The 16,015-nt window shown below is 60.7% G+C and carries 14 protein-coding genes and 1 riboswitch; of the genes, 7 read left to right on the top strand and 7 right to left on the bottom strand.

The window, feature by feature from the left end; genetic code table 11:
• Positions 1-17: 17 nt before the first annotated feature.
• Positions 18-500: an NUDIX hydrolase YfcD gene (gene yfcD, locus ACTG27_RS10685; protein ID WP_439979655.1), complete on the top strand. Its 483-nt coding sequence runs from the start codon at positions 18-20 to the stop codon at positions 498-500.
• A 91-nt stretch (positions 501-591) separates the two neighbouring features.
• Here the strand turns inward: yfcD and ACTG27_RS10680 are convergent, their stop codons facing one another.
• Positions 592-1,518 carry a phenylacetate--CoA ligase family protein gene (locus tag ACTG27_RS10680; protein ID WP_439979654.1) on the bottom strand — a complete coding sequence of 309 codons (927 nt, stop codon included), beginning with the start codon at positions 1,516-1,518 and terminating at the stop codon, positions 592-594.
• Between the two features lie 155 nt (positions 1,519-1,673).
• Between ACTG27_RS10680 and ACTG27_RS10675 the strand changes: the two genes are divergently transcribed.
• A complete protein-coding gene (locus ACTG27_RS10675) occupies positions 1,674-2,147 on the top strand; it encodes a peroxiredoxin (protein WP_124929956.1) in 474 nt (157 codons plus the stop codon).
• Between the two features lie 126 nt (positions 2,148-2,273).
• Positions 2,274-3,242, top strand: a complete 969-nt coding sequence (locus ACTG27_RS10670; protein ID WP_005343920.1) for a calcium/sodium antiporter — start codon at positions 2,274-2,276, stop codon at positions 3,240-3,242.
• Between the two features lie 88 nt (positions 3,243-3,330).
• Here the strand turns inward: ACTG27_RS10670 and ACTG27_RS10665 are convergent, their stop codons facing one another.
• Positions 3,331-4,497 (bottom strand): type III PLP-dependent enzyme, encoded by a 1,167-nt coding sequence (locus ACTG27_RS10665; protein ID WP_204385209.1) that lies wholly within the window; start codon positions 4,495-4,497, stop codon positions 3,331-3,333.
• 507 nt (positions 4,498-5,004) lie between these two features.
• Positions 5,005-5,120, top strand: a riboswitch (glycine riboswitch).
• A gap of 106 nt (positions 5,121-5,226) precedes the next feature.
• Between ACTG27_RS10665 and ACTG27_RS10660 the strand changes: the two genes are divergently transcribed.
• On the top strand, positions 5,227-6,603 hold the full coding sequence (locus ACTG27_RS10660; protein ID WP_005338391.1) for an alanine/glycine:cation symporter family protein: 1,377 nt from the start codon (positions 5,227-5,229) through the stop codon (positions 6,601-6,603).
• A 115-nt stretch (positions 6,604-6,718) separates the two neighbouring features.
• Here ACTG27_RS10660 and ACTG27_RS10655 read toward each other — a convergent pair whose 3' ends face one another.
• Together ACTG27_RS10655 and ACTG27_RS10650 are read right to left on the bottom strand one after the other, a co-directional pair.
• Positions 6,719-7,435 (bottom strand): lipoyl protein ligase domain-containing protein, encoded by a 717-nt coding sequence (locus tag ACTG27_RS10655; protein WP_439979653.1) that lies wholly within the window; start codon positions 7,433-7,435, stop codon positions 6,719-6,721.
• Between the two features lie 100 nt (positions 7,436-7,535).
• Complete coding sequence (locus tag ACTG27_RS10650; RefSeq protein WP_040066712.1) at positions 7,536-8,933, bottom strand: nucleobase:cation symporter-2 family protein; 1,398 nt, start codon at positions 8,931-8,933, stop codon at positions 7,536-7,538.
• A gap of 246 nt (positions 8,934-9,179) precedes the next feature.
• Between ACTG27_RS10650 and ACTG27_RS10645 the strand changes: the two genes are divergently transcribed.
• On the top strand, positions 9,180-10,301 hold the full coding sequence (locus ACTG27_RS10645; RefSeq protein WP_005349944.1) for a GGDEF domain-containing protein: 1,122 nt from the start codon (positions 9,180-9,182) through the stop codon (positions 10,299-10,301).
• 33 nt (positions 10,302-10,334) lie between these two features.
• Here ACTG27_RS10645 and ACTG27_RS10640 read toward each other — a convergent pair whose 3' ends face one another.
• Positions 10,335-10,583, bottom strand: a complete 249-nt coding sequence (locus ACTG27_RS10640; protein WP_005338382.1) for a YciN family protein — start codon at positions 10,581-10,583, stop codon at positions 10,335-10,337.
• Positions 10,584-10,706: 123 nt separating this feature from the next.
• On the bottom strand, positions 10,707-12,086 hold the full coding sequence (locus tag ACTG27_RS10635; protein WP_439979652.1) for an MATE family efflux transporter: 1,380 nt from the start codon (positions 12,084-12,086) through the stop codon (positions 10,707-10,709).
• Positions 12,087-12,206: 120 nt separating this feature from the next.
• Here ACTG27_RS10635 and ACTG27_RS10630 point away from each other — a divergent pair, with 120 nt between their 5' ends.
• Both ACTG27_RS10630 and ACTG27_RS10625 read left to right on the top strand, forming a co-directional pair.
• Positions 12,207-13,064, top strand: coding sequence for a helix-turn-helix transcriptional regulator (locus tag ACTG27_RS10630; RefSeq protein ID WP_439979651.1), 858 nt, complete (start codon positions 12,207-12,209; stop codon positions 13,062-13,064).
• A 69-nt stretch (positions 13,065-13,133) separates the two neighbouring features.
• Entirely contained in the window at positions 13,134-14,828 is a 1,695-nt protein-coding gene (locus ACTG27_RS10625; RefSeq protein ID WP_439979650.1) for an NAD-dependent malic enzyme, read from the top strand.
• Between the two features lie 85 nt (positions 14,829-14,913).
• On the opposite strand, the gene ACTG27_RS10620 is transcribed toward ACTG27_RS10625, so the two are convergent.
• The gene (locus ACTG27_RS10620; protein WP_439979649.1) at positions 14,914-15,951 is read right to left on the bottom strand and encodes an OmpA family protein; all 1,038 of its coding nucleotides are present in this window, start codon (positions 15,949-15,951) and stop codon (positions 14,914-14,916) included.
• Between the last annotated feature and the right edge of the window lie 64 nt (positions 15,952-16,015).

Raw genomic sequence — 16,015 nt, 5'->3', positions numbered from 1 at the left:
AATAAAAGGGCCTGTGCGTGGAATGGGTTGATGTGGTGGACGAGGATAACCGGGTGATTGGCGTGGCCGAGCGAGCCAAGGTGCGGCGGGAGAATCTCTGCCATCGCGCCAGCTATATTCTGGTGCTCGACGACGCGGATCGGATCCTGGTGCAGCGACGCACCCTCAGCAAGGATTTCTGCCCCGGTATGCTGGATGCTTGCGCCGGTGGTGTGGTCACCACCGGTGAGGAGATGGAGCCCTCCGCCCGCCGCGAGCTGGCCGAAGAGCTGGGGATTATGGATGTTCCACTGCAGGGCTTTGGCAGCTTTTATGCAGAAGGGGAGGGCTACCGGGTCTGGGGCGGCCTCTTCAGTTGCCGTTATCAGGGGCCGTTGCAGTTGCAGGCCGAAGAGGTGAGCGCGGTGCACTGGATGAGCCTGGCCGAGATCGCCGAGCGTGCCAGCGAGTTTACCCCCGACTCCCTGCTCGCCATCGCCACCTGGCAGGCGAGGCGTTAACGTCTCTCTATAGAGATTTTCTTTTCCAGTTCAGAGACAAAACGGGCAGCCTGATGGCTGCCCGTTTGCATGTGTGCATTTACTTGGCCTGCTACACCAGCTTGAGGCGCCGGTTGGTGCGCCCGCAAGCGCTCGGTTTGGCGAGCCAGTGACCTTGCCAGTCGGTGACCAGCCGCAGCAGCGGATACTCCAGATCGAGCCGGGTCACCACTAGCTGGCCTGTTTCATCGCCACTCACGGGATTGCCGCTGGCGGGATCGATGATTTCAACGATGCAGCTCTCATTGACGATAAAGCCCTGACCGGGCTGACTCTCGTAGGCCACCACCCCCACATCCTGCCACACCAGACAGTTGAGGGCCGCAATGCCGTGAATGGCGTGCAGTGGTGCCGTTTCGGGATGGGTGGCTTCGCACAATAGGGCGCGGCGCAGCGAGTCGCTCGGGATCTCCGCCGCTTCGGCCGCCTCCAGCAGGTCGAGCAGGGTCACCAGCGGGCCGACATAGCCGGTGGGTTGATAGCGCAGCAGTGCCTCCAGCTGGCGCTGGGTATCGTGTGGCCCGCAGGGCACCACGGGGGCGCCCAGCTGGCGGGCGCCGTTATCGAAAATAAAGGCGGTGGGGCCGGCGTGATAGTCGTGGCCGTTGAGCATCACTTCCCCCGCCTTGAAACCGGCGGCAAACAGCGCTCGGGCGGCGCCCCACCAGTCAGCACCCGCATACTCGGGGATGGCCAGCTGGCCCGGACAGGAGAAGACCCGCAGCGCCTGACTGGCCGGACGGCCGGTGAGACCGGCAAAGGGGGGATGAGCCTGCTGGGCGGCAAAGAGTTCTTTGCTGTCGAGCAGTGGCAGGGTGGCCAGCTCTGCCAGATCCTCGAGGCGGCACTGGCGATAGGCGCTGGAGTAACCGGCGCAATATTGACTGACATGGGTAAGCTGATGATTGAGCTGGTCCAGTTGCTGCTGTTCGCGCATGGCGGGGGGACGAATTTCCAGACCATCGTAATAGTGTTGCATGGGGCCTCCTGGCGCCGTGAAACCAGCTCAAGAGTAGTCTGCCCAAGGGGAAAATGCCTGCCGCTATCCATGGTCAGGCTCAGAGCCGCTGTTAGGCGGCATCGTCACTCTGGGATAAACTGGCGACTTCCCATCACGACTCAGGACGAGAAATCATGATTGCTGTAGGACAACCCCTGCCTGCGGGCGAATTTACCTTTATCACCGCCGAGGGCAAGCAGCTGCGGGATAGCAAGACACTGTTCGCCGGTAAAAAAGTGGTGCTGTTTGCGGTACCCGGCGCTTTTACTCCTACCTGCTCCAATGCTCATCTGCCCGGCTATGTGGTGCTGGCCGATCAGTTTATGGCCAAAGGGGTGGATGCCATCTGTTGTCTGTCGGTCAACGACGCTTTCGTGATGCGGGCCTGGCAGACGGCCCAGAATGCCGAGGCGATCACCATGCTGGCGGATGGCGACGGCAGCTGGACCCGGGCGCTGGATCTGGCCAAGGATACCGGTGCCTTTGGCGGCATCCGCGCCCAGCGCTTTGCGTTGATCGCCAACGATGGTGTGGTCGAGCAGCTGTTTGTGGAGGCGCCGGGCAAGTTCGAGGTCTCCGATGCCGCGAGCCTGCTGGCTGCACTGTGAAATGTTAATCACGGTTTGATTTCCCCTTGAAATGGGAGGTGGCACAGCTACACTGGCGCCACTTTCCCATGGTGCCTGCCCGTTTGGGCTGGCGCTTCGTTGCAGATAACAAGAGATGAAGATCCTATGACCCTGGCTTTTGTTGCCCTGATTGCCGGACTGGCGCTGCTGGTCTGGAGTGCAGACAAGTTTGTCGACGGTGCTGCCGCCACTGCCCGTTATGCGGGGATGCCGCCGTTGCTGATCGGCATGGTGATCATCGGTTTTGGTACCTCGGCCCCGGAGATGGTGGTCTCGGCGCTGGCGGCGTCCCAGGGCAATCCCGGGTTGGCACTTGGTAATGCCTATGGCTCCAACATCACTAATATCGCGCTGATCCTGGGTCTGACGGCACTGATCAGCCCTATCGCGGTGGCCTCTCAGGTAGTGCGCAAGGAGATCCCGATCCTGCTTGGTATTACCCTGCTCTCCGGCGCCCTGCTGATCGATGGCCATCTGGGCAGGATGGATGCGGTCATTCTGGGGGCTGTCTTCGTTGCCCTGATGGGCTGGTCCATCTGGGCTGGCATGAATGGCAAGGGAGATGCGCTGGATACCGAGACCGCCGAGGATATCGAGAGCGAGGGGATGTCCCTCAAGAGCGCCATCTTCTGGCTGGTGGTCGGGCTGGTGCTGCTGATCGGCGCTTCCCGCCTGTTGGTCTGGGGGGCGGTGACCATCGCCCAGGCGCTCGGCATCAGCGATCTGGTTATTGGCCTCACCATAGTCGCGGTGGGAACCTCCCTGCCGGAGCTGGCCTCGTCCCTCATCGCCATTCGCAAGAACGAGCATGATCTGGCCCTTGGCAACGTGCTCGGCTCCAACCTGTTCAACACCCTGGCGGTGGTGGGGATTGCGGCGGGCATCCACCCGCTCGATGTGGCGCCGGAGGTGCTCACCCGTGACTGGAGCATCATGATGGGGCTGACCCTGCTGCTGCTGGTGATGTGTCTGGGCCGCAAGGGCCAAGGCCGCATCAACCGGCTGGAGGGGGGCGTGCTGCTCACCTGCTTCGTCGCCTACACCGGCTGGCTGCTGACCAGTCAGTTTATCTGATAGGGGTTGGTGAAATGAGAGAGGGGGAAGCTCAAGCTTCCCCCTCTTGTTTTTGCCCAGTGAACCTGTTGGCGAGCGAGCGGTGTGCTCAGGCTACTGCCACCAGCTTCTGCCCCTTCTGGCTGCTGTCCAGAATGAGGATGCTGGCCTTGGGGAAGAAGTTGAAGGTGGAGGCGGAGGCCCAGGTGTAGGCGCCCATCACCTTGCCAACCACCAACTCGCCGATAGCCAGATCCGGCAGCATGATGCCATCGCGGATCACATCCACACTGTCGCAGGTGGGGCCGGAGAGCACCGAGTTGTGCTGATCGCCACAGGCATAAGGCGTGCTCACCGGATAGGTAACGTGGTCATAGAGCTGGCCGTTGTAGCTGCCGTAGAGGCCGTCATCCAGGTAGTACCAGATCTTGTCGCCGCGGTGGGCCTTGCCCATCACGCTGGATACCGAAGTCATGGCCGGTGCGCTGATAAAGCGGCCCGGTTCGGCAATCTTCTGCACGGTAGCGGGCAACTTGGCCAGCGCTTCGCGGATCGGCGCGCAGAAGCCGTCGATATCGAACTCGCCCCCCTCATAATCGACCGGGAAACCGCCGCCGATATCCAGCACCCAGGGCTTGAGCCCGAGCGCCCAGGCCTGCTCCATGATCTCGCGGCAGGCGTCGATGGCCTGCACATGGCGACGGGCATGAGGTACCTGGGAGCCGACGTGGAACGACAGCCCCATCACCTTGATCCCCTTGGCGTGGGCCAGTTGCAGCAGCGGAAGCGCCTGCTCCGGAGTGCAGCCGAACTTTTTGGAGAGATCGACCTTGGTCTCGGGGTTGGGGAAGCTGACCCGCAGCAGCAGTTTCACTTCGTCCTTGTAGGGAATGAACTTTTCCAGCTCCAGCGGGTTGTCGTAGACAAACACGGTGCAGCCGAACTCCAGCGCATAACGGATATCGCTGTCGCGCTTGATGGGATGGGTATGAATGCAACGTCCCGGGCGAACCCCCTGACTACGCACCAGATCCACTTCGCCATTGGTGGCCAGATCGAAACAGGCCCCCTCTTCCTTCAAGACAGAGACCACCGCCTCATGGGGCAGGGGTTTGAGTGCATAGTGCAATCGTACATCGGGCAGGGCGGCGGCCAGGGCCCGATACTGTTTGCGGACGGCTGCCTTGTCGAGCAGCAGCAGGGGGGAGCCGAATTGTTCAACCAGCTGACGGTAATCTTGTGCGACCACATCTTTTGCAACCAGGGCGTCGTTCATTCTCTTTTGGTCATCCTTAGGGGGCGTGATATGCCCAAGCCATATGCGATTGAACCGGCGACGGCCGGGTCAGGCGAGCGGTCCGGTGGGACCAACCGAACACAGTGCATAAATTGATGGCAAAGTGCTTGGTTATGCAGCGGATTATCGGCTTATTGATTCTGTGTGCAAGCATTTTGATTGGATATGTCGGCAAGATTTTCTTGGCGAAACGAGAGGGATCACTGTTCTCTATCCGCCATTTTTCTCGTTTGGGCCACATTTGATCCGTGAGAGCCTAACTTGTTGATATTTAACTAACATTTAACATTCTTGCCGCGGTTCTGGCGGTCACTAAAAAAATATAAATGGGGGCGGCCAAGTGCGAGACAGCTCACATTTTTTGGATTAACATGCCGACTTCCTAATCCAAACTAGTTCGGATGAAGGTAGCAGGAGAGCGATGGGCAACCATCCACCGAAGAAGTGAATCTTTCAGGTACCGGGCAACCGGTGTGGACTGCTACTGGACGATACTCTGGAGAGACCCGTTAAATCGGGCGCCGAAGGAGCAAGGCACCATGACTACCCGCAAGGGCAGGCTGGCGCCGGAAACTCTCAGGCAAAAGGACAGAGGGGATGGGATGGTTGTACCTGGGCTTGGCCCGCATCCGATCGCCTCTGGGGATCGCGACACCTATGGGAAGATCATCCTTCTCCTCCTTAATTTCTGTTTCTTAAGGAGGATGCATGTCATCAATTCAATCGGCGTTAACCGCCATCGATAGTTTTATCTGGGGGCCACCCCTGCTGATCCTGCTGGTCGGGACCGGTATCTATCTCACCCTGCGTCTGGGTCTGCTTCAGGTGGTGCGCTTGCCGCTCGCTCTGCGGCTGGTCTTTGGCCGCGATCAGGGGCAGGGCAAGCAGGGGGATGTCTCCAGCTTCGGCGCCCTCTGTACCGCCCTCTCTGCCACCATTGGTACCGGCAACATCGTCGGGGTGGCCACCGCCATCAAGCTGGGGGGCCCGGGTGCCCTGTTCTGGATGTGGATGGCGGCGCTGTTCGGCATGGCCACCAAGTACGCAGAGTGTCTGCTGGCGGTGAAATATCGCGAGCAGGATGCCAACGGCCAGATGGCGGGCGGTCCCATGTATTATCTGGAGAAGGGGCTCGGTTCCAAACCGCTCGCCAAGTTGTTTGCCCTGTTCGGCATCGGCGTGGCTTTCTTCGGTATCGGTACCTTCCCGCAGGTCAATGCCATCTCCGACGCCATGAGCCTCTCCTTCTCGGTGCCCCGTGAAGCGACCGCCGTAGTGCTGACCCTGATCGTGGCGCTGGTGACCCTGGGAGGGATCAAGTCGATCTCCAGCGTGTCGAGCAAGGTGGTGCCCTTCATGGCCATCTTCTACATCGTCGCCTGTCTGGGTGTGCTGGTGAACAACGCCAGCGCCCTGCCCGATGCCGTCATGCTGGTTATCGAGAGTGCCTTCACCGGCCATGCGGCGACCGGCGGCTTCGTCGGTGCCAGCATCATGCTGGCCATTCAGTCCGGGGTGGCGCGCGGGGTCTTCTCCAACGAGTCAGGTCTGGGCTCTGCACCCATCGCGGCGGCGGCGGCCAAGACCGACTCTTGCGTGGAGCAGGGGCTGGTCTCCATGACAGGTACCTTCATCGACACCATCATCATCTGCACCATGACCGGCCTGACCCTGGTGGTCACAGGCGTGTGGAGCGGCGATGCAAGCGGCGCGGCCATGACCAGTCTGGCCTTTGCCCAGGGGCTCGATGCCCATGTTGGCCAGTATCTGGTGAGCATTGGCCTGCTGTTCTTCGCCTTTACCACCATCCTTGGCTGGAACTACTACGGCGAGCGCTGCACCGAATACCTGTTCGGGGTGAAGGCGATCAAGCCCTATCGTCTGGTCTATCTGGCGCTGGTTGCGAGCGGTGCTTTCCTCCATCTGGACATGATTTGGCTGCTGGCCGATATCGTTAACGGCCTGATGGCGGTGCCCAACCTCATCGGCCTGATTGGTCTGCGCCATGTGGTGATCGCCGAGACCCGCGCCTACTTTAGCCGGGATCTGGATAGCGAAGCCGAGCCGGAGCCGCAGACGGCCTGAATGCCTCAGCCCATTTCACGTTCCCATTGAAAAGAACAAGCCACGACTCCGGTCGTGGCTTTTTTTGTGCGCTGTGTCTATGGACGGGGACTTTCCCTCTCCCTTCGGGATAAGGTCAGGATGAGGGGGATAGCCCCTCGCTCAGCAGGTTATCCAGACGTGCTCGCACTTTCTCCACCAGTGCCTGATCGCTACCGCGCCAATCGATGCAGCTTGCCAGCGTGGTGGAGGTTCCCGTTATAAAACGCAGCTCGCCGCCCGCCAGCTCGTAGAAGCGGCTCGCCATCCGGGTGCCTTCATCCACATCACCCGCCACCAGCAGCATGGCTTGCGCCAGCACGGCGCCCTGGTGATCCTGCCCCGGCGCCAGCCAGCGCTGGGCAGTGCCGGTGATCTTGCGTCCCCCGATCACCAGATTGTACTGACCATCGCAAAAGGATCCGGGCACGAAGTCATAGCTTCCCTCAAGGCCGTACTCCGCCAACAGGGTCAGCAGCGGCGCCCCCAGCAGCCGGTAGTAGTGGGCGAGATCTGTGGTGGTGCGGGGCAGCAGCAGGGATAGGTTGAGGATCCCCGCCCCGTGGGGCACGGCGGTACCGCCACTGTCGCGCACATGTACCGGCCAGCCTTCAGCTGCAAGTTGCTGGCAGGCGGCTTCGTAATGGGGGAGGCGGGTATCTTTGCGAGTGACAATCAGGCATTGGGGCGCCTGCCACAGGTGAGCGCGGGGCTGGCCGTCATGGGCACAGTCGCGCAGCCAGTGCTGCTCTTGCGCCAGTATCTGTGCGGGTGAAGCGTTATTGGAGAGGGGGGAGAGCAGGCGATAGGGCATGGCGGCATCCTCAAAAAAGGCTGCCCAGCACACTACCCGTGGCGACTGGCAAGGTAAAGCCCCGCAAGTGCGGGGCTGTTAGCTATCGGTAGGCGAGCTCTTAGGAGTGACGCGCTTCGCGCTTGGGCAGCAGCAGGTTGAGCACGATGGCGGTAATGCCACCGGTGGCGACGCCGTAGGAGAGTACGCTCTTGGCCAGCTCCGGCAGGTGTTGCAGCACTTCTGGCACCTGCGCGACTCCTAGCCCCATGGCCAGCGACACCGCCAGGATCATCAGGGCGCGGCGATCCAGCTCCTCGCGGGCAATGATGCGCACGCCAGCGGCGGCGATGGTGCCGAACATCACTATAGTGGCGCCCCCCAGCACGGGCTCGGGGATCTGCTGTACCAGGCTGGCGACCGCCGGGAACAGGCCGAGCAGCGCCAGCATGGCGGCGATAAAGAGACCGACGTGACGGCTGGCGACGCCGGTCAGCTGGATGACGCCGTTATTCTGGGCGAAGGTGGACATGGGGAAGGTGGAGAAAACTGCCGCCAGCATGGAGTTGGCGCCATCGGCCAGCACGCCGCCTTTGATCCGCTCCATATAGACAGGCCCTTCCAGTGGCTCGCCGGAGATATCCGAGGTGGCGGTCATGTCGCCGATCGCTTCGAGCGCCGTCACCACGAAGATGATGGCGAGCGGCACGAACAACTGCCAGTCAAAGCCGAGACCGTAGTGGAGCGGAATGGGCACCATCACCAGCGGGCCGTCGAAGGTGGGGGCGCTCACTTTGCCCAGCAGCAGGGCCACGGCATAGCCCGCCAGCATGGCGATCATGATGGCGGAGAGGCGCAACCAGGGGTTGCGACTGCGTTGCAGCAACACGATCAGGCCGAGCACCAGCAGGGAGAGGAAGAGGTTGGTGTGACTGGCGAAGCTGCCATCAGAGAGGGCCGCATAACCGCCCCCCATGCTGATGAGGCCCACCTTGATCAAGGTCAGGCCGATCAGCAGCACCACGATGCCGGTCACCAGCGGGGTGATGATCCGTTTCACCAGATGGAGGAAGCGGCTCATCACCACGATAGTGAGTGCTGCAACCATCATGGTGCCGAACAATGTGCCCAACAGATCCTCGGTGGGCATGGCCGCCTGTTTGAGGGCGAGGCCGGAGGCGATGATGGGGCCGAGGAAGTTGAAGCTGGTGCCCTGTACCGAGAGCAGGCCGGAACCGATGGGGCCGAAGCGGCGGGTTTGAATGAAGGAGGCGATGCCGGACATGACCAGCGACATGGAGACGATATAACGGGTGTCGGCGGCGGGGAGGCCGAGGGCATTGGCGATAATCAGGGGCGGGGTAATGATGGCGACAAACATGGCGAGCATATGCTGCAGGGCGGCGAACAGCGTCTGGGGCAGAGGCGGGACATCCTCTATGCCATAGACCAGTTCGCTATGGGCTCGCCTGGGTGGATGTGCCTCTCGATTGGCGCGTGTGACAGCAGCCTGTTCCATAAGTACCTCGAATTGTGTGGGGAGGGGGAGAAAATTGGGCGCTATTGTAGTGATTGAAATGAGGCTGACCAGCGCTAATTATGCAAAAAAAGGTTTATTTTTTGATGGGTTGAAACGTTTGCGCGCTGCGATTATCATCTGTCGGTTTGTGTGACCGACCTCTCCTTTTTATTCTCCCCGCTAATGACAATTTTACCACTTTGTAGGTGTAGAATGAGCCCTCGGTATTCATCGTGGAGACTCTGGATGCTCAAGTTGTCAGAGTTCTGGAGTGCGAGGGTTCACTCCGAAGACTTTACTCGTACTCGCATGGGCTTTATGACGGTGCGTTTGCGCCTGCTGACCTGCTTGCTGATGCTCGGATTGCCCGCCTGGGCCGTGGTGGATTGGCTGACCTTGCCCGCCGTTCATTTCGAGCAGCTGTTCCAAGCCAGGATCTTCTGCACTCTGGCGCTCTCGCCACTTATTCCGCTCTCGTACCTCATCCACTTCAAGCGGGAACGGATGAAGCTGGCCCTTGGCTACCTGATGGCCGTGATGATGCTCTTCTCCCTCTTCTGCCTGAACAGCTTTGGCGCCGGACAGGAGTTGCAGGCGGGCTATGCGGCTTTTCCCTATCTGCTGATCACCCTGTTTGCCATCTTCCCCATCCCCCTCTCCCTCGGCTTGCAACTGGCAGGCGTGGTACTGGTGACCATGCTGCTGGGCCACTGGCTGTTGGTGGGCCAGAGCATCTGGAGTCAGGCCACCCTGAATCAGGTGTGGGTGCTCGGCATGTTTACCATGGCCAGTTGCTGGGTGCAGTGCGGCCAGCTCAACATGCTGCTGCGGCTATATCGGGAATCGACCACCGATGAGCTGACCGGCATGATGAACCGCCGCCTGCTGATGAAGCAGCTGGAGCAGGCCAGAATCCGGCTGCAACTCAAGAAGAAGCCCTTTGCGGTGATGCTGCTGGATCTCGATCGCTTCAAGCGGATCAACGATATCTACGGCCATCTGGCGGGGGATGCGGTGCTCAAGGAGGTGGCGACCACCCTGGGGGAGCAGCTGGAGCCTGATATGGTGCTGGGGCGCTATGGCGGCGAAGAGTTTGCCATCCTGATGCACAACTGCGCCGATCCGGCGCTGGCGAGCAAAATGGCCGAGCGGCTGCGCATTGCCGTCGAGGCGCGGCTGGTGAAGAGCCCCACCTCGGACGAATTGCTGGAGGTGACGGTGAGTATCGGGATTGCCATGGCTCGTTCCGATGACACCATCGATATTCTGATCAACCGTGCCGACGAGTGTCTCTATCAGGCCAAGATGGCGGGACGCAACTGCGTGGTGGTCGAGGGGCAGAACCGGGCAAAAACAGATGCCGCCTGAGGGCGGCATCCTGTTGGCAATGAGCTGGTGCGATCAGGCCAGCTTGTACTTGCCGGAGAGCTGCTGGGCCAGCAGCTTGAACATGTTGAAGACCGCCATGGTCTTGCCGGTCGGGGTGCCATCTTCGGCCAGGAAATACTCCCCCTTGAACACCAGAATATCCCCCTTCTGCTCCACCGAATCGGCGCGCATACCGTGGATGAAGTCTTCATGCTCCTTGATGATCTTGTTGGCCATCTCAAGCAGGGCCGTCTCGGTGATCAGCTCTTTCTGTGGTTGCATGCTCGTCTCCTTAAACGACTACTGGACAGGGAAATCGTGGATCCCTGCCTCTGATTGAAGAGACGCCCAGCATACTGCAAACAGGGTTTTTCTGTCATTGATATGACCCCGATTTATGGCTGTTTATCCGATCACCAGATTCTTCAACCAGCAGCGCTGGCGAATACGGCGCTGCACCAGCAACACCTTGCTGAGCTCCTCCAGCAAGACCACCGCCACCACCCAGGAGAGGGGCCAGCCGAGCAGCGTGACCGCCACCCAGGCGAGCGGGATGCCGATGCACCACATGCCGACGATGTCGATAAAGATGCTGTAGTTCACATCACCGCCAGAGCGCAGCACCCCGATGATCCCCACCATGTTGAACACCTTGAGCAGCATCCCGAGACACATGATGCCGAGCACCTGACCCGCTTCCGTCATCAGATCGGGGGGCAGGTTGCCGACCCACTGCAGCAGGTTGGCTTGCAGCAGCCAGACGATGATCCCCACCAGCAGCGCGCCAATCGGTGCCAGCAGCAGGAACAGCTGGGAGTGCTGCCAGGCAATCTCGTACTCCTCGGCCCCGAGCCGGTGGCCGAGCAGGGTGGAGCAGGCCACCGCCAGTCCGAAGAAGAGGGAGATAAGGATGCTCTCCAGGGTGCCGAGTGTGGTCATGATGGCCAGCGAATCGGTGCCAAGATGGGCATAGAGAAAGCCGTAAATCAGCATGCCGAAGGCCCAAAGGCCGTCATGGAACAGCAGCGGCAGGGCGATCAGGGTAAAGCGCACCACCTCCTTGCGCTTGAAGGCGGCCAGCCAGTCTGGTGCGCGCGGGATCAGGCGCGCCTCATAACGCTTTACGTAGAGCAGCAGCAGGGCTGTCTGCAGCAGTCGGGAAATGGTGGTGCCCCAGGCCGAGCCAGCCACCCCCATCGCCTCGAAGCCGAAGTGACCGAAGATGAGGGCGTAATTGAGGATGACGTTGGCGATGATGGCGATAATGCCGATGCGGGTTGGCGCAGCTGCATTGCCGACCGAGCGCAGGGCTGACTCCAGCGGCACCACGATGGCGGTACAGAGGATGGTGGCGCCGGTGATCATCAAGAATTGATCCGCCAGAGCTCGCAGTGCCGGATCCTGACTGGCAAAGCCGAGTACGCTGCCCGGTGATAACACATAGATGAAGGCAAAGGGCAGGGTGACCAGCAGGGCGCCCACTATGGCCAGCGCCAGGGAGCGGCGCACCCCGGCCATCTCCCCGCGCCCGAAGTATTGTGCTGCCAATACCGAGACCCCGCCCGCGAGGCCCGCTGTCACCAGCAGATTGAAGAAGAAGACCCGGTTACCCAAGCCGACCGCCGCCACAGCCGTGGTGCCAAGCTGGCTCACCATCATGATATCGATGAGACCGAGCAGGGAGAACATCATGGATTGCAGCGAAACCGGCAGGGCCAGCCGCCACAATCGGGTCATGAACTCGCGATCGGTGGTTTGTTTTAAAATCGCTTGCCAATAATTCATTAGTGTTAACCGGGTATGAGAAAAGCAAGGTTTGTCATGGGTATGATAGGGGGAGTAGCGAGCGGCTTCACTGTGAGGCTCTCTCGGGTTTATTGTGTGAAACTATCCTGTTGAGGTGTTATGCCCTTTGTCAGCGAGTGTCTGGAGATCGCGCCCTCCTGCGATGAGCGAATGCTGGGGCGCGAAGGGCTGCCCCTGCTCGGCGAGGCCGGTATCTTTCTGACCGGCCTCTCGACCATTCGGGAGCACTACCTCATTCGCCGCAATCGGCCCGAGTTTCACATTCTGATGGCGAGCCACAGCGAGGGGGGGGCGCTGCTCACAGACCGGGGCGAGCAGCCTGTCCCGAACGGTTCGCTCATCTTTTTGCCCGCCGCCGTCCCCGGCGGTCTCAAGCTGATTGGCGAAAGCTGGCAGATCAGCTGGATTTTGCTCGATGACGTGCCGCGCTGGCAGCATCTGCACCGCCTTGGTCACCGTATCTGGCAAGGGGATGGCGGTGATCAGCTTCATCATCTGCTCAGCCTGATCCAGCTCGAAGGGGTTCGTTCCCCACTCCAGCCCCAGTTGCTCACTCTGCTGCTGGCACTGCTGGAGCGCACCCTGCAAGGGGAAGTGCGTGGCACGCCGGAGCTGCGCCTGCAGGCGCTGTTTCGCCGGGTGGAGGCGCGTCTCGACGAGCCCTGGAGTGTGGCCCAGCTCGCTGACCAGATGGCCTGCTCGGTGCCCCATCTGCACCGGCTCTGTCAGCAGCACTTTGGCATGGGGCCGATGGCGAGAGTGACCGAGCTCAGAATGAACAAGGCGCGTCAGCTGCTGCTCTACACCAACTGGCCACTGGGCGAGCTGGCGGCCCGGGTCGGTTACAGCGATGGGGCCAACTTTGCTAACCGCTTTCGCCGTCTGACTGGTCAGACCCCCGGCGCCTTTCGTCGACTGGGTCGCAAACCTTTTGCAACGGATGTGCAAACTCTTTGAAATTAATGAGACAAGCCCCTAGGATCGGCGGGTCCCTGCGTCTAGCTAACCGTTTAGGTACCAAGATCCATGTTTGAAGATAATAACCAGAAACGTCCTCTCTACATTCCCTACGCCGGTCCCGCCCTGCTGGAAACCCCGTTGCTCAACAAGGGCAGCGCCTTCACCAGCGAAGAGCGCAGCAACTTCAACCTCGAAGGGCTGCTGCCCCAGAATATCGAAACCATCGAAGAGCAGGCCGAACGGGCCTACCGCCAGTTCATGGCGTTTGGTAACGACATGGACAAGCACATCTATCTGCGCAACATCCAGGATACCAACGAGACGCTCTTCTACCGTCTGCTGCACAACCACCTGACCGAGATGCTGCCGATCATCTATACCCCGACCGTGGGCAAGGCGTGTGAGGAGTTTTCCAACATCTATCGCCGTGCCCGTGGCCTGTTCATCTCCTATCCGGATATGGACCGGATCGATGACATGCTGCAGAACGCCACCAAGCAGAACGTCAAGGTGATCGTGGTGACCGATGGCGAGCGCATCCTGGGTCTGGGCGATCAGGGCATCGGCGGTATGGGTATCCCTATCGGCAAGCTGTCGCTCTACACCGCCTGTGGCGGCATCTCGCCCGCCTACTGCCTGCCGGTGGTGCTGGATGTGGGCACCAACAACCAGCAACTGCTGAACGACCCCTTCTATATGGGCTGGCGCAATCCGCGCATCTCCGGTGAAGAGTATGCCGAGTTCGTTGACGCCTTCATTCAGGCAGTCAAGCGCCGCTGGCCCGATATCCTGCTGCAGTTCGAGGATTTCGCCCAGAACAACGCCATGCCGCTGCTCAACCGCTACAAGAATGAGCTCTGCTGCTTCAACGACGATATTCAGGGCACCGCTGCGGTGACCCTGGGTAGCCTGATTGCCGCTTGCAAGGCCTCCGGCGCCAAGCTCTCCGAGAAGCGGGTTGCCTTCCTCGGGGCAGGCAGCGCGGGCTGCGGCATTGCCGAGCAGATCGTGGCGCAGATGAAGGCCGAAGGGCTGACCGATGCGCAAGCTCGTGGCCGGGTCTTTATGGTGGACCGCTTCGGTCTCATCACCGACAAGATCCCCAACCAGCTCGACTTCCAGCGCCGTCTCTCCCAACCGGTGGAGCGCATCGCCGACTGGCCGGTGGGGGATAACATCTCCCTGCTGGAGGTGATGGAGCACGGTCGCCCGGACATCCTGATCGGGGTCTCCGGCCAGCCGGGGCTGTTTACCGAAGAGGTGGTGAAGACCATGCACAAGCATTGTGCTCGTCCCATCATCTTCCCGCTCTCCAACCCCACCTCCCGGGTCGAGGCGACCCCTGCTGATTTGATCCGCTGGACCGACGGTCAGGCGCTGGTGGCCACCGGCAGTCCGTTTGCACCGGTGGAGCACAAGGGCAAGCGCTACGTCATCGCTCAGTGCAACAACTCCTTCATCTTCCCGGGGATCGGTTTGGGTGTTATCGCCTCCGGCGCCACCCGGGTGACCGACGCCATGCTGATGTCGGCCAGTCGCGCGCTGGCGGAGTGCTCGCCGCTGGTGAAAGGTAAAGAGGGGTCGCTGCTGCCGGATCTGGCGGATATTCACGAGGTCTCCCGCTACATCGCCAAGATGGTGGCCAAGACCGCCATGCTGCAGGGCAAGGCGGTGCAGACCCCGGACGAGGTGATCGATCAGGCCATCGACGCCAACTTCTGGCATCCGGAATATCGCCGCTACCGCCGCACCTCGTTCTGATTTCTGCGAAAAGACGCAAAGCAAAAGGGATGCCTCGGCATCCCTTTTTACTGCACGTCTGACATGGTTATCGCCTCAAGATCAACTACTCGCTGCCGCCCTGTACGCCGGTGACGCGCACCTCTACCCGGCGATCCGGCCCAAGGCAGTCGATGAGCGCCGCCTTCGCCTTGATGGCATCACACTGGTTGCCGGTGACCGGATTGCTCGCACCATTGCCCTGGATGCTCACCTTGTCGGCAGGCAGCCCTTTGCTGATCAGAAAGTCTGCAACGGTTTGGGCCCGAGCTTCTGACAACTTCTGATTGTTGGCATCCGAGCCGATACGGTCGGTATACCCCATCACGACCGCACTGCCATCCTTGGGCTGCACGTCGACGATCTGCTGGTAGAGATCGTCCAGCGCACTCATCCCCTCCTGTTTGAGGTCCGCTTTGCCAAAGGCGAACAACACATCGGAACTGAGGTTGAAGGTCTGATCCACCACCTCCGGTTCGGCCGGTGGCGGGGGAACCACGACCGGGGCGGGCGTGGGGGCTGCTTCTTTGGGTTGGCTGCGGTTCGGGTGGATCACCAGCTCCAGCGTGGCGGTGCTGATGTCGCTGACCCAGCGCTGGGTGCCGCTGTTGGCTTTGCCGTTATCCGGATCATCGCCAACGCGCACTATGTAACGGTAGCGTGCCTGCAGATCGATCCAGTCATGGAGCCGGGCCGTCACTCCCAGACCCGCCAGCGGCGCCAGGTTGTCGTCCCCGCCATTGACCGACTCGACGTGATAGATATAGCCACCGCCCTCGGCAAAGAGCGAGAACATCTCGCTGAGCGGCAGGCGGCCAATGACTGACAGCGTGGCTCCCTTGCTGTTGAAGTCATGGCCGCTGATATCCCAGTCACCGGTGGAGAGATAGCCAATCTCGGCCCCCAGATTTTCCGTGAAGTTGTAGCCGGCAAATAGGGAGAGCGCAGTCGCATCCTTGCCGACATCCTGACTGAAATCATTCAGATTGTGGGCAATGGCCCAGCCACCGCCAACCCCGGCATACCAGTCGTGAACCGGTTCCGCTTGTGCGCCTGTGCTCGCCAATGCCAGTGCAATCCACACAGGTTTTACTCTTATGTTCATCGCGTATCCTCGTCGATGTTTGGTGTAATGGGGTTGCCTGCTGCTCAAACCCCACACTTATGTA

This window comes from Aeromonas sp. 97A, assembly GCF_051919185.1.
Lineage (GTDB): Bacteria > Pseudomonadota > Gammaproteobacteria > Enterobacterales > Aeromonadaceae > Aeromonas > Aeromonas veronii.
This window is presented reverse-complemented; position numbering and strand designations above follow the sequence as displayed.